21 protein-coding genes are annotated in these 23,444 nt (G+C 74.3%); 15 read left to right on the forward strand and 6 right to left on the reverse strand.

Annotation, left to right across the window (positions count from 1 at the left end; translation table 11 throughout):
* Positions 1-435: 435 nt before the first annotated feature.
* The 3 genes from I003_RS0130305 to I003_RS0130315 are packed head-to-tail and all read left to right on the forward strand — an operon-like array spanning position 436 to position 2,179.
* Positions 436-741 (forward strand): DUF1876 domain-containing protein, encoded by a 306-nt coding sequence (locus tag I003_RS0130305; protein WP_027774851.1) that lies wholly within the window; start codon positions 436-438, stop codon positions 739-741.
* Positions 742-753: 12 nt separating this feature from the next.
* Complete coding sequence (locus I003_RS0130310) at positions 754-1,212, forward strand: Hsp20/alpha crystallin family protein (protein ID WP_027774852.1); 459 nt, start codon at positions 754-756, stop codon at positions 1,210-1,212.
* Positions 1,213-1,249: 37 nt separating this feature from the next.
* Positions 1,250-2,179, forward strand: a complete 930-nt coding sequence (locus I003_RS0130315) for a pyridoxamine 5'-phosphate oxidase family protein (protein WP_027774853.1) — start codon at positions 1,250-1,252, stop codon at positions 2,177-2,179.
* A 29-nt stretch (positions 2,180-2,208) separates the two neighbouring features.
* Here the strand turns inward: I003_RS0130315 and I003_RS0130320 are convergent, their stop codons facing one another.
* Together I003_RS0130320 and I003_RS0130325 are read right to left on the reverse strand one after the other, a co-directional pair.
* Positions 2,209-2,883 (reverse strand): CBS domain-containing protein, encoded by a 675-nt coding sequence (locus I003_RS0130320; protein WP_027774854.1) that lies wholly within the window; start codon positions 2,881-2,883, stop codon positions 2,209-2,211.
* Positions 2,884-2,903: 20 nt separating this feature from the next.
* Positions 2,904-3,773 carry a universal stress protein gene (locus tag I003_RS0130325; protein ID WP_027774855.1) on the reverse strand — a complete coding sequence of 290 codons (870 nt, stop codon included), beginning with the start codon at positions 3,771-3,773 and terminating at the stop codon, positions 2,904-2,906.
* 291 nt (positions 3,774-4,064) lie between these two features.
* Between I003_RS0130325 and I003_RS0130330 the strand changes: the two genes are divergently transcribed.
* Positions 4,065-5,243 (forward strand): sensor histidine kinase, encoded by a 1,179-nt coding sequence (locus I003_RS0130330; protein WP_486584474.1) that lies wholly within the window; start codon positions 4,065-4,067, stop codon positions 5,241-5,243.
* A 30-nt stretch (positions 5,244-5,273) separates the two neighbouring features.
* Here I003_RS0130330 and I003_RS0130335 read toward each other — a convergent pair whose 3' ends face one another.
* Together I003_RS0130335 and I003_RS34030 are read right to left on the reverse strand one after the other, a co-directional pair.
* Positions 5,274-5,981, reverse strand: coding sequence for a response regulator transcription factor (locus tag I003_RS0130335; RefSeq protein WP_027774857.1), 708 nt, complete (start codon positions 5,979-5,981; stop codon positions 5,274-5,276).
* Positions 5,978-6,739, reverse strand: coding sequence for a CBS domain-containing protein (locus I003_RS34030; protein ID WP_078564595.1), 762 nt, complete (start codon positions 6,737-6,739; stop codon positions 5,978-5,980). The genes I003_RS0130335 and I003_RS34030 overlap by 4 nt, the downstream gene beginning before the upstream one ends.
* Positions 6,740-7,073: 334 nt before the next feature.
* On the opposite strand from I003_RS34030, the gene I003_RS0130345 reads away from it, so the two are divergent.
* The 10 genes from I003_RS0130345 (at position 7,074) to I003_RS0130390 (ending at position 17,669) form a co-directional block, all read left to right on the forward strand.
* Positions 7,074-7,946 carry a universal stress protein gene (locus I003_RS0130345; RefSeq protein ID WP_027774858.1) on the forward strand — a complete coding sequence of 291 codons (873 nt, stop codon included), beginning with the start codon at positions 7,074-7,076 and terminating at the stop codon, positions 7,944-7,946.
* A 237-nt stretch (positions 7,947-8,183) separates the two neighbouring features.
* Entirely contained in the window at positions 8,184-9,041 is an 858-nt protein-coding gene (locus tag I003_RS0130350; protein WP_027774859.1) for a DMT family transporter, read from the forward strand.
* 332 nt (positions 9,042-9,373) lie between these two features.
* A complete protein-coding gene (locus tag I003_RS0130355) occupies positions 9,374-9,736 on the forward strand; it encodes an NADH-quinone oxidoreductase subunit A (protein WP_027774860.1) in 363 nt (120 codons plus the stop codon).
* Positions 9,727-10,986: a hypothetical protein gene (locus tag I003_RS0130360; RefSeq protein WP_027774861.1), complete on the forward strand. Its 1,260-nt coding sequence runs from the start codon at positions 9,727-9,729 to the stop codon at positions 10,984-10,986. Before I003_RS0130355 ends, I003_RS0130360 begins: the two co-directional genes overlap by 10 nt.
* Entirely contained in the window at positions 10,979-11,914 is a 936-nt protein-coding gene (locus I003_RS0130365; RefSeq protein ID WP_027774862.1) for an NADH-quinone oxidoreductase subunit H, read from the forward strand. Before I003_RS0130360 ends, I003_RS0130365 begins: the two co-directional genes overlap by 8 nt.
* Before the next feature lie 17 nt (positions 11,915-11,931).
* A complete protein-coding gene (locus tag I003_RS0130370; protein ID WP_027774863.1) occupies positions 11,932-12,495 on the forward strand; it encodes an NADH-quinone oxidoreductase subunit J in 564 nt (187 codons plus the stop codon).
* Positions 12,492-12,797, forward strand: a complete 306-nt coding sequence (nuoK, locus tag I003_RS0130375; RefSeq protein WP_027774864.1) for an NADH-quinone oxidoreductase subunit NuoK — start codon at positions 12,492-12,494, stop codon at positions 12,795-12,797. The genes I003_RS0130370 and nuoK overlap by 4 nt, the downstream gene beginning before the upstream one ends.
* A complete protein-coding gene (locus I003_RS0130380; protein WP_027774865.1) occupies positions 12,794-14,728 on the forward strand; it encodes a proton-conducting transporter transmembrane domain-containing protein in 1,935 nt (644 codons plus the stop codon). Before nuoK ends, I003_RS0130380 begins: the two co-directional genes overlap by 4 nt.
* Before the next feature lie 8 nt (positions 14,729-14,736).
* Entirely contained in the window at positions 14,737-16,242 is a 1,506-nt protein-coding gene (locus I003_RS0130385; RefSeq protein ID WP_027774866.1) for an NADH-quinone oxidoreductase subunit M, read from the forward strand.
* Positions 16,239-17,669, forward strand: a complete 1,431-nt coding sequence (locus I003_RS0130390) for an NADH-quinone oxidoreductase subunit N (RefSeq protein WP_027774867.1) — start codon at positions 16,239-16,241, stop codon at positions 17,667-17,669. The genes I003_RS0130385 and I003_RS0130390 overlap by 4 nt, the downstream gene beginning before the upstream one ends.
* 115 nt (positions 17,670-17,784) lie before the next feature.
* Here I003_RS0130390 and I003_RS0130395 read toward each other — a convergent pair whose 3' ends face one another.
* Positions 17,785-18,072 (reverse strand): heavy-metal-associated domain-containing protein, encoded by a 288-nt coding sequence (locus I003_RS0130395; protein WP_027774868.1) that lies wholly within the window; start codon positions 18,070-18,072, stop codon positions 17,785-17,787.
* Positions 18,073-18,267: 195 nt separating this feature from the next.
* Between I003_RS0130395 and I003_RS0130400 the strand changes: the two genes are divergently transcribed.
* Positions 18,268-21,432 (forward strand): amidohydrolase family protein, encoded by a 3,165-nt coding sequence (locus I003_RS0130400; protein ID WP_027774869.1) that lies wholly within the window; start codon positions 18,268-18,270, stop codon positions 21,430-21,432.
* A 99-nt stretch (positions 21,433-21,531) separates the two neighbouring features.
* Here the strand turns inward: I003_RS0130400 and I003_RS0130405 are convergent, their stop codons facing one another.
* Positions 21,532-23,367: an alpha-L-fucosidase gene (locus tag I003_RS0130405; RefSeq protein ID WP_027774870.1), complete on the reverse strand. Its 1,836-nt coding sequence runs from the start codon at positions 23,365-23,367 to the stop codon at positions 21,532-21,534.
* Between the last annotated feature and the right edge of the window lie 77 nt (positions 23,368-23,444).

A 23,444-nucleotide genomic window follows, 5' to 3' on the forward strand; every position in this document is an offset into this window, starting at 1 on the left:
GACCCTAGCCTCCCCGCAGGCGCGGGGCGGCACGGATGGTTGTCACAGGGCACAGACGAGATGCGGGGCATGCCGACCCCACTCGTGCGGGTTCCCGCCGCCCATGCACATGATGTGGCTCCGGACGGAACCGCTCTCCGATGCCGTAGGGCCGACGGGCGCCGTCCCGGCGCTGGTCAGCGGGGTGGAAGCGGCAGCGAGGGCCGTGCGGACGGACGGCAGGGACCTTCGGCCCTGTGGTCCGGTGCCGCCACCGTCACACAGTGGTGGGGCAGGCGCTTTTCCACCCCGGGCGCGAGCACGCAGCCGGCCACGACGAGCCGGTGTCTGCGGCACGTCGCCCGAGGTCGGCTGACGCCTCGACCCCGACCCGGGTGAGCGCCATCGGAGCGCCACCGAGACCCCGGCGCTCCGTACGCAGATGCGGAGGAAACGATGGGGCACACCACGAAATGGAAGGCCGACCTCTACCTCTCAGAAGAGGAGGGGGCGACGAAGGCGCGCGTGGTGCTGGACACCGCGACGAAGCAGATCACCGGGCACGGAGACGCGCACCGCAACCCCGCGGACCCGGACGTGCCGGAGATCGGTGACGAGCTGGCGGCCGGCCGCGCGCTGGACGATCTCGGCCGGCAACTGAGGGACACGGCCCGGCGTGACATCGAAGACGTCGATGCCGTCATGGCCTCCGGGCGGAGTGCACGCCCGGGAGCCGGCTGGCCGTCCCCGGACCGGATGTGAGGAGGAAGACCGATGACCAAGCCCACCCGTCACGGCAACGGCGTGCTGGAGACCTGGGACCCCTTCCGGGAGATGCAGGACCTGCACACCCGTCTGGACCGGCTCATGGAGACCGCCGTTCCGGTCGTACCCGGCCCCGGCGCCACCGGGGCATGGATGCCCCTTGCCGACATCGAGGACACCGAGGACGCCTACCTGGTGGAGCTGGAGCTTCCCGGCGTGAAAAAGGACGACGTCGAGGTGGAGATCACCGACTCCGAGATCAGCGTGCACGGCGAGATCCAGGAGAAGGAGCGCACCGGCGTGGTCCGGCGGCGCGCCCGCCATGTCGGGGAGTTCGACTACCGGGCGAGTCTGCCGCCGAACTCGGACACCGCCAACGTCAGCGCCGAGCTGAACAACGGGGTCCTCACCGTGCGCGTTCCGAAGGCCGAGAAGGCCACGGCGCGGCGCATCGAGATCGAGGACTGACCGCCGGCCGCGACAGCACTCCGGGGAGACGCGGATCATGCGAGCCGAACTCGGTGATCAACTCGTTGTCGCAAGCCCCGCCACCGGAGCGGCCGGACGCAAGGGCGAGATCGTCGGCATCCGCCATGATGACGGCACACCTCCCTACGAGGTGCGCTGGTCGGACACGGGCGCGGTGAGCACCGTCTTTCCCGGACCCGACGCACATGTCCGCGGCCCCCGGCACCGGCGGGAGGACGTACCCGTACCGGTCCGGCCGCGTACGGACCGGACGGGTACGGGGCCGGCCGGCGGGCCGCGCACGGCGCCGCCCGGCAGGACGCCGCACCCCGGTGACATCGGCCGCCGCGTGGCCGGCGAACGCAGACGTGCGGGGCTGACCCGTGAGGAGACGGCCCGCCGCGCCGGAATGGCGCCGGAGTACCTGGCGTACCTCGAAGAACAGGCGGCCGATCCGACGGCGGCCTGCCTGGCCCGCCTGGCGGGTGTGCTGGGCACCACCCCCGTCGCTCTGCGCGGCGGCGACGTCGATCTTCCGCCCGGCCGGGCACAGCCGCTCCGGCATCCGCGGATGCAGGAACTCGACCCCGACGAGTGCCGCCGTCTGCTGTCCGCGGGCGGCGTGGGACGGGTGGCGGTCTCGACACCGCAGGGTCCCGCGGTCGTTCCGGTCACCTACGAGGTCGTCGGCGGGGCGATCGCCTACCGGACCGCGCCGGACTCGATCCCGGCGGCGGCGGTGGGGTCGGAGGTCGCCTTCGAGGTCGACCAGGTGGACGAGGCCATGGGCCGGGGCTGGAGCGTGCTGGTCGTCGGATCCGCCCGGGTGGTGACCGAACCCGACGCCGTGCGGAGACTGGCCGAGGGCGCCCGCGTTTCGCCGTGGGCCGGGGGCGAACGGGAGATGTGGGTGTCGATCCGGCCCACGCGGATCACGGGACGGCGCATCACGCAGGACGGGGCGTGAAGCCCCGCCGGCGCCTGCGCTCCGGGGCTTTACGCCCCGAGCGGAGTGCTGCCGACGTCATCCACCTGGTAGGACAGGTGGTCCAGGACCTCGACCACGCCGTCCACCGCGTTGCAGAGCCGTACGACGACCGGGATCAGGCTCCTGACCTCGAGCACGCCCCGCAGCTCCACCCGGCCGTCCCGTACGGTGACGGACACCTGGGCGGGCGCCAGGCCCACGGTGTGCTGCAGGACGTCCTGCTCGATCTCGTCTTGGATGGCGTCGTCCTTGCGCAGGAAGATCCGCAGCAGATCGCGGCGGCTGACGATGCCGAGCAGCCGGTCCGTGTCGTCGACCACCGGCAGACGCTTGATCCGCTGCACCTCCATCAGCTGCGCGGCTTCGACGACGTTCCAGTCGGGGCGCGCGCAGACGGCGGGTGCGGACATCAGCTCCTCGGCCCGGGCACCCTGGGCTTTGGCCCGCTCCCATGCTTCGAGGGGCGGCAGCGGCACCTTCCCGTTGATACCGGGCTGGTCACTGGCCTTCCGCAGCAGATCGGACTCCGACACCAGGCCCATCGGCCGGCCGCGGTCGTCGACGACGGGGAGCGCGGCGATGTCGTTCTCGGTCAGGAGGCGGGCGATCTCCTTGAACGGGGTGTCGTGCCGGGCGCTGATGACGTGCCGGGTCATCAGGTCGCTGACTTTACGGTGCTGCATCTTCCCTCCCACGCTCGTGATCATTCGTGCGGGACGACGGCGACGGGCGCGGTGGCGTGGTGCATCAGGGCGTGCGTCACCGGGCCGATCAGCGTCGGGAACTTCAGGTGCTTGTGCGTACGGCGTCCGCCGATCAGCAGCCGGGCGCCGGCGCCCTGTTCCAGCAGGTGTGGCGCCACCTCACCGTCCAGCAGGACCGGCTCCGTCTCCACGTCCGGATAGCGCGCCTGCCAGGCTCCGAGGGCGGAGTCGAGATTCATCCGCGCGACGGTCCGCAGATCGGCGTCGGCCTTCGGGTCGGGCAGCGCCGACGGGTAGGCGTAGACGGACGAGTGCCGCCACATGTGGACGACGCGCAGGAGGCTGCGCGTCCGGTGGGCGATGTCGAAAGCGAACTCCAGCACCGGTTCGAACCGGTGGTCGAGATCCACCCCGACCACCACGGGCAGATCGCGGTCCACGGCGTCGGGGTCCCAGTCCTGCCGCACCAGGACGGTGGGCCCGGTGGCGTGCGCGACCACCGGCAACGCCACGCTGCCGGTGAAGAAGCCCGACGCCGCACCGATACCGCGCGAGCCCAGGACGAGGAGTTCCCCCTCCTGCGCCGCGTCGAGAAGCGCCTTCACCGCCGGTTCCGTCGTCGCGCCGCCGCTGATCTCCACCTGCGGGTACCGTTCCGCGGTCTCGCGGCAGGCGGTGGCGATCCGGTCCCGGACCCAGTCCTCGTGCAGTGAGCCGCCGGGGCTGACCTGGTTACTCGTCAGCGTCGCCTCGGCGTGGACGATGCGCAGAGAGATCCGGCGCGAGGCGGCTTCGGCCGCCGCCCAGCGGACGGCCGCCATGCTCGGGTCCGTCCCGTCCACACCGACCACTACGTGCCGCGTTGCCATTGCTGCCTCCCCGGAGTGACCGACCGGGCGGCGCGGTGAACGCCATACGGCCCGGTCGGGGAAGAGCGTCGCGGCATACGCCATGCCGCCCCTTCAGGCTGCCGCCGCGCCGGTGCGGCCCGCGAGGGCCGTAGGGGTTCATCGCAGGGACCTTCGGGCACCCCGACCGCCGGTGACGCGTCGCGACCCTTCTGCCGACGTCACGTGGTGTGACCGTGCTCCGGGAGCACGCCGGTAAACCTGGAGTTAATGTGAGAAAAGGGGCGTGGAGTACGGCGTCGCGGAGGGCCGGTGAGCGATCAGAGTGTGAGCCCGTACAGACACCGGCAGGCCGGTCCGGCGGACCCGCCGCGGTTCACCGAACAGTGGCTCGGGGCCAACGCGGACATCACCGCCGCTCTGCTCTCCGGGCTGGAGGAACCGGCCGTTCTGGAGATGATCGTCGACCGCGCACGCCGCATCCTCCGTACGGACCTCGGAGTCCTCGCCCTGGCCGAGGGCGACTCCGGGCGGCTGCGGGTGGCGCTGGCCTCCGGGGAGGAGGCGGAGACGTATCAGGGCAGGCTCCTGCCCCGCCCCGGATCGTTCGCGGGCGCCGCCGCCGAGGCGGGCGAACCGATCACGACCGCCGACCTCTCCCGTGACCCGCGGAACACTGCTGGATCGCCCGGTGTGCGGAGACTGAGACCGGCGGTCGCCGTTCCGATGGTCGCCGGGGAGGGGGTCCGGGGCGTCCTGCTGCTCGCCCGCGCCGGCACGCTCGAGGTGTTCACCGAGGTGGAGACCGGCCCGCTGCTCGCCTTCGCGGGGCAGGCCGCGATCGCCATGGAACTCGCCGACCGCCGGCGAGACGCCGAGCGGATCGCGCTGCTGAAGGACCGCGACCGCATCGCGCGGGACCTGCACGACCTCGCCATCCAGCGGTTGTTCGCCACCGGGATCTCGGTGCAGAGCGTGCTGCGCTTCGTCGAGCACGAGGAAGCCCGCGCACGCCTGCTGCGTGCGGTGGACGACCTGGACGAGACCACCCGGATCATCCGCTCGACGATCTTCGGCCTGCGCACCGCTCAGCGCAGAGAGGGCAGCGGTCTGCGGGCCCACGTGGTCCGGGCGGTGGAGGACGCCGTAGCGGCCCTCGGGTTCACCCCCTCCCTCCGTCTGGAGGGCCTCATCGACACGGACGTGCCCCGGGACGTCGCGGACGCGGTCAGGGCGGTACTGGGGGAGGCCCTCGCCAACGTCGCCCGGCACGCTCGGGCGACCGCCGCCGAGGTGGTCCTCACCGTGACCGACGGCAGGGCCACGTTGTCGGTGCAGGACGACGGGGTGGGCATGCCGCCGGACGGCCGTCGCAGCGGCCTGGCGAATCTCGCCGATCGCGCGGAGAGGCTCGGCGGACAGATGTCGGTCATGGCTCCGCGGGCGGGCGGCACGCGCGTGACGTGGTCGGTGCCCCTCACCCGCCGGTGACCGGTCCGTGCGGCACTCCCGTGGACCGTGTCACCGGTCCCGGACACCGTCGCCCTCCGGCCGTACGCCCTCCTGCGTGGCGATCACGGCGGCCTGGATGCGGCGCTCCACCCCGAGCTTGCCCAGCAGCCGGGAGATGTTGTTCTTGACCGTCTTCTCCGAGAGGTACAGGCGCTTGCCGATCTCCCGGTTGGTGAGGCCGTCACCGATGAGGGCGAGGATCTCCCGCTCCCGGGGAGCGAGGTCCGAAAGCGGGCCTTCTTCGCCGGAGTCCTCGGGCTCGCCCCGCAGGCTGTCCATCAGCCGGCCGGTCGTGGCCGGATCCAGCATCGACTGGCCGGACGCGACCGTACGCACGGCCGCGACCAGGTCGGAGTTCTTGATCTGCTTGAGCACGTAGCCCGCGGCCCCGCCGAGAATCGCGTCCAGCAGCGCCTCGTCGTCATCGAAGGAGGTGAGCATCAGGCAGGGGAGCTCCGGCATCCGGGAACGCAGCTCGCGGCATACCGCGACGCCGTTGCCGTCCGGGAGCCTGACGTCGAGTACCGCCACGTCCGGCCGGAGCGCGGGGCCGCGGGCCAGGGCCTGGGCGGCCGTCGACGCCTCGCCCACCACCCGGATGTCCGGTTCGTCCTCCAGCAGGTCCCGCAGCCCGCGCCGCACCACCTCGTGGTCGTCCAGCAGAAAGACCCGGACCGGCGCCGCGGCGGAGGTGCCGAACCCGTCCGGCCCGGTCACGCCGGCCCCTCGGACGGCGGCATGGACACGCCCCGGCGCTCACTCTCGTCCCGTTCCCGGCCGGGGGACGCCGCGTCCGGTACGCCCCGGCGGGTGCCCTCCCCGGGCGGGCCGTCCGGCGGCTCCAGACGGAACCCGACGTCCACGACGCCTTCGACCGCCCGTGTCATCCGGGCCGCCAGCGGCACCAGAGAGGTGTCGCGGAACCACCCCGCGAGGGTCACGACACCCTTGTCGACGCTCGCGTGCACGGTGGCCCCTCCGTGGGGGAACAGCGGATCGAGGACATGCCGCCGTACGTCCTCGGCGATGTCCTGATCCGGCCGGAGGAAGACCTTCAGCAGATCGCCGCGGCTGACGATGCCGGTGAGGTGCCCCTCGCCGTCCACGACCGGAAGCCGCTTCAGGCGCCGCTGCGCCATGGCCCTGGCGGCCTCGGCGAGGGTGGCGTCGGCCCGTACGGAGACGGCGGGCGTGGTCATGAGGTCACGTGCGATCACCGCACCGGCCTTCACGATGTTCTCGGGCCGCCGGGCCCGGTCGGCCACGGACAACGGGCTGTCGCGGTACTCCTCCTTCGGCAGCAGGTCGGCTTCCGACACCACCCCGATGACACGTCCGTCGCCCTCCAGGACGGGCAGCGCGCTGACCCGCCACTTCCGCATCGTCGCGGCGATCTCCTTGAAAGAAGCCTCCGGCCCGACCGCGACGACCGTCTGTGTCATCACGTCACCGACCAGATACGGCGAATGGTTCATGACGATCCTTCCGGGCCGGAGCACGGCACGGCCCACGCGCCGGGCAGCACAGTCGGATTACCACTCCGCCGGGCACACCACGTCGCGCGCGCCGGAGTGCCACCCGGACGGCGAACGGGTCTGGCCCGTTCGGAGGAGCCTGACGCGGTCATCCGGTCGCGGGCGTCGTGCGCCCGGGACGGGGCGGGGAGGTCCCCGGCCGGGGACCCTCGGGCCGCGGCCGGGACGAGTGGCCCCTCCACCGGCCGCTCCTCCCCGGCGGAGGCTGGAGGTGAACGCCGTGGCGCCCGCCGCCGCGCCGGGGAGGGCATCTCGGAGAAGGGACGTGAGGGTGATGGAACAACCCGTGGTCGTCGGCACCGACGGCTCCACCCACAGCCTGCAGGCCATCGACCTGGCGGCGGACGAGGCGGTCCGGCACGGCGTTCCGCTGCGGGTCGTGTTCGCCTCCCTCTGGGAGCGGTACGAATCGTCGGTCCCCGACGTCAGCGACGGCGAGCGGCCGCCGTTCGACGTGCTCGCGGAGAACATCGCCGCGACCGGCGCGGAACGGGCGGCGAGGCGTCAGCCGGACCTGGAGGTGACCAGCCGGGTCCTGGCCGACGACCCGGCCACGGCCCTCCAGGAGGAGAGCCACCAGGCGTTCGCCGTCGTGACGGGCTCCCGCGGCCGGGGCGGCGCCGCCTCCTTTCTGCTCGGCTCGGTGAGCCTCGCGGTGGCAGCCCGGGCCACCTGCCCCGTCATCGTGGTGCGCGGCGACGAGAAGACGTGGGACGACCGTTCCCGTCCCGTCGTCCTGGGAGTGAGCGAACTGGCCGAAGGCCAGGCTGCCGGCGAGTTCGCCTTCCGCGAGGCCGCCGCACGGAACAGCCCGCTGCTGGCGGTGCGGGCGTGGCGATGCCCCGTTTTCGAGACCGGCGGTCATCCCGGACACGGCTCGGTGGAGCGCCATGAGGAACAGGCCGCGGCGGTCCTCACCGATGTGCTGTACGAGCCGCACCGCGCCCACCCGGCCGTCGAAGTACAGCGCCGATCCGCCGAGGGCCCGGTCCACCACGTGCTCCTGGGTGCCTCCGCGGAGGCCGGCCTCGTCGTCCTCGGCGCGCCGCGCCGGCGCAGGCACACCGGGCTGCAACTGGGACGTGTGACGCACGCGCTCCTGCACCACGCCACGTGCCCCGTCGCCGTCGTCCCCGAGAGCCACTGAGGGCGGCTGCCCGCACGGGACCGGGCTGCCACGGCCCGCTTCGGGACCGCGACGAGCGGCGATGCGGGAACCGGGGGCGCGATACGTCCCCGCCCGCGGCGGTGAACCGGTGCATCGGCGATGTGTCAGGGCGAGCCGGAGCCCGGCGGGAGGGGCCGGAGGGTACGGTCCGAACGTAGTGACGCAGATGCTCCCTGATCGGCATCGCAGCCGACACCTACCGCGCGGATACCCTCCATGCTCGTTCTCGCCGTAGCCTTCGCGGTTCTCGGTGCCGCCAGCAACGCCGCCGGCACGGCGTTCCAGCGCAAAGCCGCGGCCACCGTGCCGCAGGGCGGCGGGCTGCGGCTGCTCCTCGCGCTGGTGCGCAAGCCGGCGTGGCTGATCGGCATCGCCGGGGTCATCGTGGCCGCCGTCAGCCAGGCGGCCGCCCTGACCAACGGACCGCTCTCCCTGGTGCAGCCGGTCTTCATCCTGGAACTTCCCTTCGCCCTGCTGATCGGTACCTTTCTGCTGCGCGGCCGGTTGCCGGAGGAGGGCTGGTGGGCGGTGGCCGCGGTGGTCGCGGGGCTCGCGCTCGCACTCGGGGCCGCCGCCCCGGACGGGGCACGGAATCTGGCGCCGATGACCCGGTGGTTTCCCGTGCTGGTCGCCTGCCTGGGCGCGATGGCCGCGGCGGCCGTCATCAGCGTCCGCGCCCCCTCCGGCCTCCTGCGCGCCGTCGTCCTGGGCGCGGCGGCCGCCGTGGGCAACGCGCTGACCGCCGCCCTGCTCAAGTCCGCCACCTTCGTCCTGGTCCAGGACGGCCTGATCGCCTTCCTGACGACCTGGCAGACCTACGGGTTCGCGCTCTGCGGCATCGCCGCCGTACTGCTGCTGGAGAATGCCCTGCAAGCCGGTCCCCTCGCCGCCTCGCAGCCGGCCCTCACCATCGGCGACGCCACGGTGAGCCTCGTCCTCGGGGTGTTCCTTTTCGGCGAGAGTATCCGCCTGGGCTGGTGGCTGCTCCCCGGCTGCGCCGGTGTGGTCCTGGTCCTCATCGGCGTCTTCGCACTGGCCCGGTCCGTCCCCAACGCCCGCGTCCTGGCGGGCTGACCGCCGTCTCGCCGCCGACGACCGCCGCCCCGTACGCGACGGATGAGGATTTCCTGTGAACGGCATCTTCGAGCACGGTCGGAAGTTCCGCGCCCTAAGCTGATCCAAGCGGCATCGTCCAGGTGAGCTGCCAGGTCCCCGCGAAGGGGGCCGGGCTCCACGAGACGCACAGCATCCTGAGGGACTCGGCCGGCGCTCCGGCCCAGCCCCGCCCGGGCGACCTCTGACGCACGCGGGGCCACCGCCTCGTTTTCCTCGCCGCGATCGTCATACCTGTCCGTTCACTCTCCGCCGTCGGCCCTGCCGTCCCGTGGTGACGGTGTGTGTCGGGCATGATGCTCGCCGTGTCGGTATGGGAGCCGGTGGCGGTGCTGCTCGGCGTGGTGGTCGGCGGGGTCGCGGCGCTGCACGGCCTCGGCGCGTGGCTGCGGGGCGGGCAGGGGGCCCTGGAGTCGGGGGCGTTCAGCGGCGGGCTGCCGCCCGGGGAGCACGCGTTCTCCCGGTTTCACGTGCGCTGGTATCCCGTGACGATGATCTTCCTGGCGTTCGACATGGAGATGCTGTTCATGTACCCGTGGGTGCGCGTGGTCCGTGAGATGGGCACGCCGGCCGTGGTCGAGATGTTCCTCTTCCTGGGCATTCTCTTCGCGGGTGTCGCCTACGCCTGGCGCGAGGGCGCACTGCGGTGGGCCTGAGGAACGCGCTGCGCAGGATGGGGGCCGGCCACCCCGCTGTTCTCCTGGCCGTGTGCCGCGGGGGTACGGAGGCTCGGCTGGCCGCGGAGGAGGGGCTGCGGCGGCGTGGCTGGCCGGTGGCCGCGAGCCCCGCGGCGGCGAGCGGGTTGCTGGTCGTGGGGACTGCGGGGCCGGCGGACGCGGAGTGGGTGGACGCGCTCTGGCGCCAGATCCCGCGTCCCGCGGCCCGGTCCGCCGTGACCGGCGCCGACGGCGTCGAGGCCGCACTGGACGCGCTGGCGCGGCCGGTGGAGGCGCCCGCCGGCGCCGGCCGTGGCGGTCACGGGGATCGGCGCGGTCACGAGGGCGATGAAGGCCGCGAGGAGCCCGGCGGCCACGGGGGCCACGACGGCCATGACGGTCACGGCGGTGACCGGGGCCGCGGCGGTGGTCACGGCCACGGCGGCCACGAAGCGCATCGCCCGCACGGCGGCCCCGTCGCCGGGCTGCCCATGGCCGCGCGCGCCGACGACCGCGACGGGCTCCGGCTCGACCGGCTGCACCTGCCCCTCGGGCCCGCCCTCACCGACTGGCCCGCCGGGCTCGTGCTCGACGTGGCCCTGCAAGGAGACGTCGTGCAGCACGCCGGGGTGCGTACGGCGTCGCCGCCCGACGACGCGCTGCCCTACTGGGACGAGCCGTGGCTGCGCGCGGCGGGAGGTGAGGACATCCGCCGCGGCACCGCCCGGCGGCGGTGCTGCGCCGCGCATCTCGACAGCGCCGGGCGGCTCCTGGCCGTCTCCGGCTGGCCCGGCCCCGCCGCGCGGGCGCGCCGGCTGCGCGACGCCGTGCTCGGCGGTGCGCCGGCGCGGGAGTGGGGCGCGGATCTGGGGCGGCTCGCGCGGCGCGTGCGGCGCTCGCGGGTGCTGCGGCAGTCGACCGCCGGGCTGGGTGCGCTGCCCGCCGCGCGGGCGCGGCGGGCCGGGGTGACCGGGCCCGCGCTGGCCGCGGACGGCGACGCGTACGACCGCTTGCTCACCTGGCTCGACGAGGCCGTGCGCCGCGCCTCCGGGGCCGACGACGACAGGCCCCTCGCACCGTACGAACCGGAGGGTCCGCGGGGCCGGCTCGACGGACCGCGGCCTCCGTCGCAAGCGCTGCTGGATGTCCTGCCCGGGCTGCTGCGCGGTGCCGAGTTCACCTCCGCCCGCGTGATCGTCGCCAGCCTCGACCCCGACCTCGACGCGCCGGCGGTGGCCGTCCATGGCTGACACCGCGCCCGTGTGGGCCGTCGTGCTGCTGCCGGTCGCCCTCGCTGTCGCGGCGGCCGTCGTCGCCGGCTTCGACGCCGTGCTGGCCGCGGCGGCGGAACGCGGCCGCCCCGGCCGCCCGTTGCGCGCCGCGCCGGCGCCGCTGCGCGCCGGACTGCGGCTGCTGGGCCAGCAGCCGCGGCGTACGACCGCCGACGATCCGTGGCTCGGCCGCATCGGGATCACGGTCGTCCCCGTGGCCGCCGTGCTCGCCGCGGCGGTGCTCCCGTGGGGGTTCCGGGCCGTCACGGACCCGGTCGTGGGCGTGGTGTGGTTCAACGCGATGGAGGCGCTGGCGTGGGCGGCGGTGTGGCTGGCCGGCTGGGGGCCGAACTCGGCGCTGTCGCTGATCGGCGGCTACCGCTTCGTCGCCCAGGGACTGGCGTACGAGCTGCCGCACATGTTCGCGCTCACCACCGCGGCGCTGGGCGCGGAGTCGCTGCGGGTCGGAGAGGTGGTGGCGGCGCAGCGGGGGCTGTGGTTCGCGGTGTGGATGCCGGTGGCGTTCGCCGTGTACCTGCTGAGCGCGCTGGCGATGGCTTTCTGGGGTCCGTTCGACCACCCCCTCGGCCGGGACGCGGCGGGCGGGGCGGTCGCCGAGTACGCGGGCGTGGACCGGCTGGTGCTGCTGGCCGGGCGGTGGCTGCTGCTGGTGGTCACCGCGGGGTTCGGCGTGCCGCTGTTCCTCGGCGGCGGGCACGGGCCGTGGCTGCCGGCGTGGGCGTGGACGCTGCTGAAGACGGCCGGGGTGCTCGGCCTGCTGGTGGCCGGCCGGCGGCTGCTGCCGACGCTGCGCATGGAGCGATACGTGGAGTTCGCGCTGACGGTGCTCGTGCCGCTGACCCTGCTGCAGGCGCTGGCCGTCGCCGTCGTCGTCCTCGAACGGTGAAGGGGGAGGCCGGCGCGATGCCCGATGACGCGGTGTTCTGGGTGCTCGCCGTCCCGGCCGTGGTGAGCGGGGTCATGGTCTTCCGCTACGACTCCATGGCCCGGGCCACGTACGCGCTGCTGCTGTCCCTGCTCTGCGTCGGCGGCCTGGTCCTCCGGCTCGGCCTCGACTACCTGGGCGTGGTCGTCATCCTGATGATGACGATCGAGATGTCGATCATGGCCGTGTTCATGGTGATGTTCATGATGAACCCGGCCGGGCTGGTGCCCATGTCGATGCTGCACAACAAGCGCGGCGCGGCGGCGATCTGTGCCGGGCTCTTCGCCCTGCTGGCCGCCGGCATCCTGACGGCGCCCTGGCCGCGGCGGCGCGGGAGACCGGACGACGACCCGACGATGGCCCTGGGCGAGTCGCTGATGGGCCCGCACATGCTGACGATGATGACGCTGGGCCTGGCTCTGTTCGCCACCATCGTCGCCGCCGTCGTGCTCGCCACCGGCCGCGGCCGGTACGACCGTTTCGGCGACGATCTGCGCGCACATCGCCCCGCCGGTCCCGTCCGCCCGGGGGCGCGCCGGTGACGCTGGAGCCGGTCCTGCTGGTGGCCGCCGCGCTGTTCTGTGTCGGGCTGTTCGGCGCGCTTTCCCAGCAGTCCGTCGTGATGCTGATGATGGGCCTGGAGCTGATGCTCGGCGGCGTCATCCTCGCCGCCGCCGCCGTCTGGCACTTCGTCGCGCCCGCGGCCACCGACGGGCAGGTGCTCGTCGTGCTGGCCGTCACCGTGATGGCGGTGGAGATGGCCATCGGCTTCGCCGTGGTCACGGCTCTCTTCCGGCACCGCGAGGTCGACATGACCGACGACGCCGCGGAGTTGAAGGGGTGAGCGCGGCGCTGTGGGCGCTGGTCGCCGTGCCGGCGGCGGCCGGCGCGCTGCTCGCCGCGGGCGGGCGCCGGGCCGACCGCTGCGCCCCCGCCGTCGCCGTCGCGGCTTCCGCCGCCGCGCTCGCGCTGGCCGTGTACGCGGTCGCGGCCCGGCCGGAGACACGGGTGCCGCTGCTGGCGGGGCTGCCGTTCGGACTCGGCGCGCACGGCCTGTCCGGGCCGATGGCGGTGACCGTCGCCACCGTCACCCTGGCCGTGCTCCTCCACAGCGCCGGCGACATCGGCGCCGGCCGGCCGCGCGCCCGCTTCTTCGGGCTCATGCTGCTCTTCAGCGGCGCCATGCTGGTCACCGTCACCGCGACCACCCTGCCGGCGCTGCTGATGGGCTGGGAGTTCACGGGCGCCGCCTCCTGGGCGCTGATCGGCTTCCAGTGGCGCGACCCGGCGCGGGCCGAGGCGGCGGGCGTCGCGTACGTGACGACCCGGACGGCCGACCTGGGGCTGTACCTCGCCGCCGGTGCGGCCCTCGCCGGCGGCCCGGCGACGGGCCGGGGGGCAGGTCCGGCGTCCGGTCTGCCGCTCGACAGGCTGCACGAGGTGCCCGCCCCCTGGCTGCACCTGCTGACCGCCGGCGTCGTCGCCGCGGCGCTGGGCAAGTCCGCCCAACTGCCGTTCAGCTTCTGGCTGTCACGCGCCATGCAGGGCCCCACCCCCGTCTCGGCGCTGCTGCACTCCGCGACGATGGTCGTCGCCGGCGCGTACCTGCTGCTCCGGCTGCATCCGCTGCTGGCGGCCTCCGGCTGGGGCGACGACGCCGTGGCCTGGACCGGTGCGGCCACCGCCCTCGCCCTCGGCCTGGTCGCGGTGGCGCAGCGCGACCTCAAGCAGCTCCTCGCCGCCTCCAGTTGCGCGCAGATCGGCTTCATGGTGCTCGCGGCCGGCGTAGGCGCCACCACCGGCGGCACCCTGCAACTCGTCGCCCACGCGGCGGCGAAGAGCCTGGCGTTCCTCGTCACGGGCTTCTGGCTGACGGCGTTCGGCGCCGGGACACTGCCTGCGCTGCGCGGTGCGGCCCGGCGGAACCGTGTCGCGGGCACCGCGTTCACGGTGGCCGCCCTGGGCCTCGCCGGGCTGCCGCCGCTGTCGCTGTGGGCCGCGAAGGACCTGCTGCTGGCCGGGGCGCTTGAGCACAGCCCGGCGCTGTACGCGGCGGGCGTGGCGGCGGCCGTGGTCTCGGCCGTCTACGCCGTCAGGGCCCTGGGGTACGCGGGGGGCCCGCCCGGGCCCGCGCGCCGCCCGCCCGCCGCCGCGCCCCCGGCGCCCGGCGGCGAGGACACCGACGGGCCCCGGGACCGTGGCACGCGCGCCCTCCCCGTGGCCGGGGCACCGGTGTTCGCCGCGCTCGCCGTCGCCGTCGTCGCCCTGGCCGTCCTGGCGCTGCCCGGCCCCCGCGCGGCCCTCGCCGGCCGGATCGGCGCCCGCGGCCAAGCCGCCCCGTACGCCTGGGAGATCGTGCTCTCCTCCGCCCTCGCGCTCGCCGCGTCCGCCGCCGTCTGGGCCTGGGCCGACCGCCGCGCCCTCCTCCCCGCGAGGGTCACGGTCGCGCTGGCCGCCTGGCTCGGCCTGGAGGCGGCGGCCCGCACGCTTGTCGTACGCCCCGTGCGGCGCCTCGCCGCCGCGCTGGCCGCCTTCGACGACCGGGTACTCGACCGCGGCGTGGACGGCCTGGCCCGCGGCGCCGTCCGGCTCGCCGGCGCCGTCGACCGCGGGGCGGAGGCGGCCGTCGACGGCGCCGTCGAGGGTGTCGGGGCCGCGAGCCGGGCGCTGGGCCGGCTCGCCCGCCGTCCGCAGACCGGGCAGGTGCACACCTACCTCGCCCAGGCCATCGCGGCCTTCACCGTCCTCGCCGCCGTCCTCGTCCTCGTGAGGTGACCGTCCCCGTGCTCACGGCCATCGTCTTCCTCCCCGCCGCCGCGGCCGGCGCGCTGCTGTGCCTGCCGCGCGCCACCGGCACCCGGGTCCCCCTCCTCACCTGGGCCGCCGTCTCCGCCGCCGTCCTGGTGCTGACCGTCGCGCTGTGGACCGGCTACGACCACGGCGGCGGCATCCAGTACGAGACGAACACCCGCTGGATCCCCAGCGCCGGCATCGGCTACCACATCGGCGTCGACGGCCTGTCGCTGCCGCTGCTGGCCCTGACCGCCGTGCTCTTCCCGGCCTGCGCGCTGTACGCCCTGCGCGAGACCCGCCGGGTACGGGAGTTCGCCGCCCTGTTCCTCTTCCTGGAGACCACCTGCCTCGGCCTCTTCGCCGCGCTCGACCTCATCCTCTTCTTCGTCTTCTTCGACCTGTCGATCGTCGCGATGTACCTCGTCATCGCCGGCTGGGGGCACCCGGGAGCCGCACGCGCCGCGCAGAAGTTCTTCCTCTACACCTTCTCCGGCTCGCTCGCGCTGCTGCTCGGCTTCATCGGCCTCTTTCTCGCCGCGGAACCGCACACGTTCGACATCGTCGCGCTGGCCGCGGAGAACCCGCTCGCGGGGCGGACCGGCTACGGCGCGCTGGTGCTGCTGGCGATCGGCCTCGGTTTGGCCGTCAAGACCCCGACGGTGCCGTTCCACACCTGGCTGCCGCCGGCCCACACCGAAGCCCCCGCGGCCGGCTCGGCGATCCTGGCCGGCGTGCTGCTGAAGATGGGCACGTACGGCTTCCTGCGCATCGCCATGCCCCTGCTGCCGGGGTCGTGGCGCACGTACGCGGCGGTCTTCGTGGTCGTCGGCGTCGTCTCCGTGCTCTACGGGGCGCTGGTGGCCCTGGCGCAGACGGACTTCAAGCGCATGATCGCGTACACCTCGGTCAACCACATGGGTTACATCCTTCTGGCCGTCGGCGCCGCCGGCGCGCTCGGCGAGGACACCGCCGCCGCCCGCCGGCTCGCCGTGACCGGGGCGACGTACCAGATGGTCAGCCACGGGCTGCTGACCGGCGCGCTGTTCCTGCTCGCCGGCGCGCTCCACGAGCGTGGCCGCACGTACGCCATGAGTGCCTACTCCGGTGTCGCGGCCCGTGCCCCGGTCCTCGCCGCGCTCACCGGCGTCGCCGTCTTCGCCTCGCTCGGGCTGCCGGGGTTCTCCGGTTTCATCGCCGAGTTCCAGATCCTGGCCGGCAGCCTCGGCCCGCGCCCGGTGGCGACCGCGCTGGCCGTACTCGGCATCCTGTTGACCGCGGCGCTGCTGGTACGGGCGCTGCAGCGGGTCTTCCTCGGTCCGCTGCGGCTGCCCGACGCACCCGGTACGCCGCGGCCCTTCCCCGACCTCCGGGCGCACGAGACCGCGTCGATCGTCCTGCTGCTGGGCCTCGCCGTCGTGCTCGGCGTCTTCCCGCGCTTCGTCCTCGACGTCGTCGAACCCTTCTCGGGCACCGTCCTGGAACTCGTCGCCAGATGAGCGCGACGACCGACGGCATGAACGAGAACCCGCTCGACCTGCTGCCCGAGCTGCTCCTCGGCGCCTCCGCCGTGCTCGGCCTGCTCCTCGGCACCCGGCTGCCGCGGCGGCGGCAGTGGCTCGTCGGCGCGCTGGGGCTGGCGGCCTGTGCGGCGGGGATCGCGGCTGCCGTCCGGCAGGCGGCGGACGGGCCCATGACCGCCTTCGACGGGGCCTTCGCCATCGACGCCGTGACGGCGGCGAGCCGGGTCGTCATCATCGCCGGCACCGTGGTCGTGCTGCTCCTCGGCTTCGCGCCGTTCCACGGGGACGCGCGCGAGAGCGAGTTCCACGTCCTCGTCCAGCTCGCCGCGCTCGGCGCCCTGATGCTCGCCGGCGCCCAGGACCTGCTCCTGCTCGCCGCCGCGTATCTGCTGGCGAGCGTGCCCTCGTACACCCTGGCCGGCTTCCGCAGGGACGCTCCGGGCACCGAGGCGGCGCTGAAGTACTTCGTCACCGGCGCCCTGCTCGGCGCCGTCATGCTCGCGGGCATCACGGTGCTGTACGCCGCCGGCCGCGCCAGCGCGTATCCCGTACTCGGCGAGGGCCTGCCCGGCGCCCCCGCGGTCCTCGTGACCGCCGGCACCGTGGGGCTGCTGGCCGGGTTGCTCTTCAAGACCGGCGCCGTGCCCGGCCACTTCTGGGTGCCCGACGCCGTCGAGGGCAGCAGCCCGCCCGCCGCCGCGCTGCTCACCACACTGCCCAAGGTGGGCGCGCTGGCCGCGCTCTTCCGGCTGGCCGCCGTGCCGCTCGCCGGCACCCGGGTGCCCTGGGACGAACTGGCCGCGGTGCTTGCCGCGGCGTCCATGACGCTCGGCAACCTCGCCGCGTTCTTCCAGACCGACGTCAAGCGGCTGCTCGCCTACTCCACCGTCAGCCAGGTCGGATACCTGCTGCTGCCCGTGGCGGTGGCCACCCGCGCCGACGACTCCCAGCGGGCGCTGCTGTTCTACCTCGCCGGCTACGCGGTGACGAACCTCGGTGCCTTCGCCGTCGTGTGCGCCCTGCCGCACGCCCGCACCCTGGCCGACTACCGCGGCCTGCTGGGCACCCACCCGGGCCTCGCGCTCAGCCTCGTCGTCTGCCTGCTCGGGCTCCTCGGGACCCCGCCCACCGCCGTCTTCCTCGGCAAGCTGGAGGTCTTCACCGCCGCCGTGGACGGGGGCTACGCCTGGCTGGCCGTCCTCGCCGCGGCCAACACCGTCGCCTCCCTCTTCTACTACCTGCGCTGGATCCGCCCGGCGCTCGGCACCGCCGGCGAGCCCGGCCCCCGCGTGCTCGTACGGCCCGCGGCCCTGACCGCGTACGTGACGGCCGCCGCCTCCGTCGCCCTCGGTGTCACCGCCGGCCCGGTCCTGGACCTCCTCGGCGGCCCGCTCGCCCGCTGACCGGCCGTGCCCCGGGAATGCCCCGCGGGCGGCCGGCCGAGGGCGTGAGCGACGAGGTGCGGGATGTGGCCCCGGGCCGGGCGGTGGTGACCGGCGCCCGGCCCGGGGTGCGGTGTCAGGCCCGGCCGACCAGTTCGTAGCCCGCCTCCTCGACCGCGCCGCGCACCTGCGCGTCGTCGAGTGCCGTGCCCGCCTGGACCGAGACCGTCCCGCTGGCGGCGTCGGCCTTGACGGAGGTCACGCCGGGGAGGGCGGAGACCTCCTTGGTGACGGACGCCTCGCAGTGCGCGCACGTCATGCCGCTGACGGTGAACACGGTGCCGGTCTGCGGGGTGGCGGCCCCGGCGTCGGGGCCGCCGCCGCAACTGCCGTCGGTCGAGCAGCAGGAGTTGCCGTCGCTCATGGTTTTTCCTCCGGTAGGACGGGTGGAACGCGAAGGGCGTGTGCCCCTCTCACCAGCATGACAGTAATACCCCTAGGGGGTATTGGCAAGTCTGTGCCGCGAGGGCGGGAGTGGAGCCTCGACCGGACCGTATCGCCCTGTACACCCCCGTATCGTCCCGTACGGCCCTGTACCGTACGAGTCCCCGGAGGACCCTTGGACGCCGAGCTGTCCGACCTCTCCCGCCGCCGCTTCCTCAAGGCCACGGCCGCCGCCACCGCGGGCGGCGCCGGCGCCGTCCTCGACGCACCGGCCGGCGCCGCACCGCGCCGTGCGGCGGGCATCCTGTCCTTCACCGCCGCCACCAACGGCTCCGCCACCCTCGCCCCCGCCGGCGACCGTCTCGTCGCCGAGGTGCAGAACGTCCTGTGGTCGTTCCCTCGATCGGGTGGCAGGGCGACCGCCCTCACCACCCCCGGACTGGAGCCGGGCCGCCCGCAGTTCGCGCCCGACGGCCGCCGCCTGGTCGTGTGCGCCTACCGCGGCGGCGGCTTCCACCTGTGGACGATGCGGCCCGACGGCTCCGGGCTCACCCGGCTCACCGCGGGACCCTGGGACGACCGGGCACCCGCATGGTCGCCCGACGGCAGCCGCATCGCCTTCTGCTCGGAGCGCGGCGGCGACCCCGTGACCGGCAGCCCCTACCGCATCTGGATCCTCACCCTCGCCACCGGCGCGCTCACCCGCGTGACCGGACTGCCGGACCAGCGGGGACCGCATCAGGGCGGCGCCTGGGAGGACTTCGACCCGGCCTGGTCGCCGGACGGCGCCCGGCTGTTCTTCGTACGCGCCGGGGCGGGCGCCGACGGCACCCTTGCGGCCCGCACCGTCGCGTCCGTCGCCGCGGACGGCGCGGGGGAGGTGCGTACCGAGCACACGGAGGACACCGGGGCCCAGGTGCTGACCCCGGCGGTCGCCCCCGACGGCCGGCTGGCGTATCTGCGTACCACCGCCGTGCCTTCGGCGTCGTGCACGCTGGTCGTCGGCGGCGCCCCCGTCGACCTCGGCGGGGCCGACGTCTCGCCCGTACCGCCGCGCTGGATCTCCGGCCAGGAGCTGCTGCTCACCGCCGGCGGGCAGTTCCGCGTCGTGCACCTCACGGCCCCCGCCCGGACGGAGACGATCCCCTTCACCGCCGCGCTGCCGGTCTCACGCCCCCGCTACCGCGCCAAGGTGTACGACTTCGCGGACGGCGGCGTACGCCGCGTACGGGGCGTGCACCTGCCCGCACTCTCGCCGGACGGCCGCCGCCTGGCCTTCTGCGCGCTCGGCGCGCTCTGGATCGCGGACGTCACCGGCGGCCGGCGTCCGCGCAGGGTCCTCCGGGCGCAGAAGACCCGCTACGTCCTCGCCCCCGCCTGGACCCCCGACGGCCGCGGCCTGGTCTACGCCGACGACCGCGACGGCCTCTTCGCCGTCCGCCGCCGCGACCTCGCCTCCGGCGCGGAGACCGTACTCGCCGAAGGCGGCCGGGTCTTTCCCGCACCGTCCCCGGACGGCACCCGGCTCGCCTGCCTCGACCTGACCGGCAACCTCGTCGTGACCGACCTCGCCGCCGGCACGGAGAACGTGCTCGCTGAGCCGCTGGGCGCGGGCGGGCTGCCGGGCCGGCCGAGCTGGTCGCCCGACGGGCGGTATCTGGCACTGTGCGACCGCAACCGGCTCAACCGGCGTTTCCGCGAGGGCTACAACCTCATCCGCCTCGTCGACGCCGCCACCGGCGCCGACCGCCTCCACCCGGTCGCCCCGCACACCTCGATCTCCGACCGCTACGACTCCGGCCCCGTCTGGTCGCCGGACGGCAGGTGGCTCGCGGTCGTCTCGGAGTCCGCGCTCTGGCTGCTGCCCGTACAACCCGACGGCACCCCGGACGGCGCGCCGCGGCAACTGACCGACGAGCCCGCCGACCACCCGTCCTTCTCCGGCGACGGCCGGCGGGTGGCGTACCTGTCCGCGGGACGGGTCCGCCTCGCCGACGTCGCCTCCGGCGCCGCCCGCACGGTCCGTATCCCGCTCGACTACCGCCGGCCCGTCGCCCCCGACACCGTCGTGCACGCCGGCCGGCTCTGGGACGGCACCTCCGACGCGGTACGCGACGACGCCGACGTCGTCGTCCGCGGCGGCCGGATCACCGCCGTCGAGCCGCACCGCGCCGGCCGCACCGCCGCCCGCCGCGTCGACGCCTCCGCGCGCACGGTCGTCCCCGGGCTCTGGGACGCCCACATCCACCCCTGGCAGTCCACCTACGGCGGCCGGCAGACCGCGCTGCAACTCGCGTACGGCATCACCACCGCCGTGTCACTCGGCGGCTTCGCCTACGAACAGGCCCGGGTCCGCGAGGCCGCCGACGCCGGCGAACTGGCGGGCCCCCGGCTGCTGTCCAGCGGCGAACTGCTCGACGGGGCGCGCGTCGCGTACAGCATGGGCCGCGCCCACGCCACCCGCGCGGGCCTGCGGCGGTCGCTGGCGCGGGCGGAGGGCCTGGACTGGGACTTCGTCAAGACGTACGTGCGTGCGCCCGGCTGGGTCATGGCCGAGGCGGCGGACTTCGCGCACGAGCGGCTGGGGGTGCGTACCGGCAGCCACCTGTGCTCGCCGGGCGTGCAGCTCGGCCAGGACCTGACGACGCATCTGCAGGCCACGCAGCGCTGGGAGTGCGGCCACGCCACGACGGCCTCGGGGCGCGCGTTCGCGGATCTCGTCGACATCTACACCGCGACCGGCGACTTCCACCTCGTCGCCACCCCCTTCACCGCGCTGGCGCTGCTCGGCGCCGACCCGGCGCTGGCCGCGGACCCGCGGGTGACGGTGCTGATGCCGCCGTGGGACACCGCGGCCGTCGTCCGGCGCGCCGGGCAGCCGCCCAGCGCCGCGGAGCTGAGGGCCCTGGCCACCGAAACAGACGTCTACCGCCGGATTCTGGCCGCGAACGGTGTCGTCGCCCTCGGCACCGACCAGCCGCTGGTACCCGTCGGCCTCCACCTCCACCTCGCTCTGCGCGCCCTGCACCGCGCGGGCCTCTCCCCGGCCGAAGCGCTCCGCACCGCGACGGTGCTCCCGGCCCGGGCCTTCGGCGCGGCGGACGACCTGGGCACGCTGGAGCCCGGCAAGTACGCGGACCTGACGGTCGTCGACGGTGATCCGTTCACGGACTTCACGGACCTGGTGCGCACCGAGTCGGTGCTGCGCGGCGGACGGCGCTTCGTCCGGGCTGACCTGGTGCGCTCCTTCGAGCCGGCACCGGGCCCGCGGTCCGTCGCCGACTGGCTGGACGTCGGCCGCCTGATGCGCCGGGACGGCTGCTGCGACCCGGATCTGTAGTTTCCCGTACGTCGTGTCCCCGGCCGCCGCCGGCGGGACCCCCGGCCGCCCCGCCGGCGGCGGCCGGGCGGCGGGGCGCCCCGGGGCCCCGTGCGGGGGTCAGTTCGGGTGGAGCTGCTGCCGCGGGACGATCTGCTGATCCTGGCCGGGGCTGGACCAGAGCAGCTTCATGTGTGCGTCGCCCGTCTGCTCGGCGTACTCGATCGTGAGGGAGTGACGGGTGCCCGCTTCCAGGTCCACCTGTGCCTTGTCGATGCTCACGGTGTGCGGCGTCCAGTTGTCGATGACCAGTTCGCCGTCGATCCAGACGCGCACGTTGTCGTCCGAGACCGTGGTCAGGGTGTACCTCTCGGAGCGGCGGGGTTCGATGCTGCCGGTCCAGCGGATGCCGAAGCCGTCGGCGGGGACGCTCTTCGCGGGTGAGCCGGTGTACTTCCAGGAGTGGTTGACGGCCGGGTCGGTGCGGGTGACCTTCGGCGTGCCGGACAGCGCGGGGTTGTCGAAGACCTCCTGCTTCAGACCGGTGCCGGTGCCCGGCGGGGCGGTCGGGCCGGGGTCGACGGTCAGCTCGATGACGGTGGCGGTGTCGTTGACGGCGGTGCCCGCGGGGGTGAGGCCGAAGCCGTCGGCCGTCCGGGTGACGGCCACCTCCTGGTCCGAGCCGAGCACGCGGGCCGCGGTGACGTCGAGGCCGGTGCGGGCCTTCAGGTGCAGCGACCCGCCGGCCGCGGGCCAGTCGGTGACGGCCGCGTAGAGCTTGTTTCCGTTGCGGCTGACGGTGCCCCAGCCGGGCTGCTCGACGAGCCCGCCGAACCCGGCGCCGTAGACGGCCCTGCCCTGCCCCGCGGTGCGCAGCCAGTCGCCCATCTCCCCGAGCCGCCGGACGGAGGGATCGGGAATGCGCCCGCGGGCGTCGGGGCCGACGTTGAGCAGGTAGTTGCCGCTGCGGGAGGCGGTGGAGAGCAGGTTGCGCACCAGGGTCGCGCTGGATTTCCACTCCTCGTCGTAACGGGCGTAGCCCCAGTGGCCGTTGAGGGTCATGCACGACTCCCAGAGCTGGCCGTCGACGGGTGCGCCGGGGATCTCCTGCTCGGGTGTGCCGTAGTCGCCGTCGGTCACCCGGCGCTTGCCGACGCGGTTGTTGACGATGAGGTCCGGGTCCAGGCCGCGCAGATAGGTCTCCAGCCGCTCGCCGTCCTGCGCGGTCCAGGGGTTGTGCGGATTGTCCGTCTCCCACTCGCCGTCGAACCACAGCAGGGCCGGGTCGTAGCTGTCGACCAGCTCCTTGAGCTGGGCGTACATGCGTTTCTCGTACCGCGGGAAGGTGGCCGGGTCGGCGAAGTCCGGGTCGTGCCAGTCCCAGATCGAGTAGTAGAAGCCGAGCTTGATACCGGCCTTCTTCGCGGCCTTCTTCAGCTCGGCCATGAGGTCCCGGCGCCTGTCGAAGGCCGAGTGGTCCCGCAGGTTCCAGGAGTTGACCTTCGTCGGCCACATCGCATAGCCGTCGTGGTGCTTCGAGGTGATGACGATGTAGCGCATCCCGGCGTCCTTGGCCGCGCCGACCACTGCCTCGGCGTCGAAGTCGGCGGGGTTGAACGTCGCGGCCTGCTGCTCGTACGCCTCCGTCGGGATGGCGCACTGCCGCTTGATCCACTCGGCGTCGCGGCAGACGGTGCCGTCGGGGCGGGTGTACTCGCCTTCGAGGTGGGAGTAGGCGCCGAAGTGGATGAACATGCCGAAGCGGTCCTGCCGGAACCAGCTCGTACGGCCGGACGAGAACGGATCGTCCACCGCGTGATCGGTCCCGGGCCCGCTCGCGGGCGGCGGCGCGGCGGCGGTGGCGGGCATCGCGGCGGGCAGGGCGGCGGCGGCGAGCGCCGCGGCGAGGAGCAGGGGCAGTGCGGTGACTCTTCGTGTGGAACGAGGGGTGCGCATCGCAGCTCCAATTCATCGGATCACCGGGAAGGTAGGAATGGAGACATCGGATGTCAATGGGAGGCGTTCAGGTTCGT

It is taken from the genome of Streptomyces sp. CNQ329, assembly GCF_000482585.1.

Excerpts from the sequence above, each read along its gene's own strand:
- I003_RS0130305 (WP_027774851.1), top strand. The coding sequence starts at position 436 with ATGGGGCACACCACGAAATGGAAGGCCGACCTCTACCTCTCAGAAGAG.
- I003_RS0130310 (WP_027774852.1), top strand. The coding sequence starts at position 754 with ATGACCAAGCCCACCCGTCACGGCAACGGCGTGCTGGAGACCTGGGAC.
- I003_RS0130405 (WP_027774870.1), bottom strand. The coding sequence starts at position 23,367 with ATGCGCACCCCTCGTTCCACACGAAGAGTCACCGCACTGCCCCTGCTC.
- I003_RS0130350 (WP_027774859.1), top strand. The coding sequence starts at position 8,184 with ATGCTCGTTCTCGCCGTAGCCTTCGCGGTTCTCGGTGCCGCCAGCAAC.
- I003_RS0130390 (WP_027774867.1), top strand. The coding sequence starts at position 16,239 with ATGAGCGCGACGACCGACGGCATGAACGAGAACCCGCTCGACCTGCTG.
- I003_RS0130395 (WP_027774868.1), bottom strand. The coding sequence starts at position 18,072 with ATGAGCGACGGCAACTCCTGCTGCTCGACCGACGGCAGTTGCGGCGGC.
- I003_RS0130345 (WP_027774858.1), top strand. The coding sequence starts at position 7,074 with ATGGAACAACCCGTGGTCGTCGGCACCGACGGCTCCACCCACAGCCTG.
- I003_RS0130325 (WP_027774855.1), bottom strand. The coding sequence starts at position 3,773 with ATGGCAACGCGGCACGTAGTGGTCGGTGTGGACGGGACGGACCCGAGC.
- I003_RS0130355 (WP_027774860.1), top strand. The coding sequence starts at position 9,374 with ATGATGCTCGCCGTGTCGGTATGGGAGCCGGTGGCGGTGCTGCTCGGC.
- I003_RS0130320 (WP_027774854.1), bottom strand. The coding sequence starts at position 2,883 with ATGCAGCACCGTAAAGTCAGCGACCTGATGACCCGGCACGTCATCAGC.
- I003_RS34030 (WP_078564595.1), bottom strand. The coding sequence starts at position 6,739 with ATGAACCATTCGCCGTATCTGGTCGGTGACGTGATGACACAGACGGTC.
- I003_RS0130365 (WP_027774862.1), top strand. The coding sequence starts at position 10,979 with ATGGCTGACACCGCGCCCGTGTGGGCCGTCGTGCTGCTGCCGGTCGCC.
- I003_RS0130315 (WP_027774853.1), top strand. The coding sequence starts at position 1,250 with ATGCGAGCCGAACTCGGTGATCAACTCGTTGTCGCAAGCCCCGCCACC.
- I003_RS0130370 (WP_027774863.1), top strand. The coding sequence starts at position 11,932 with ATGCCCGATGACGCGGTGTTCTGGGTGCTCGCCGTCCCGGCCGTGGTG.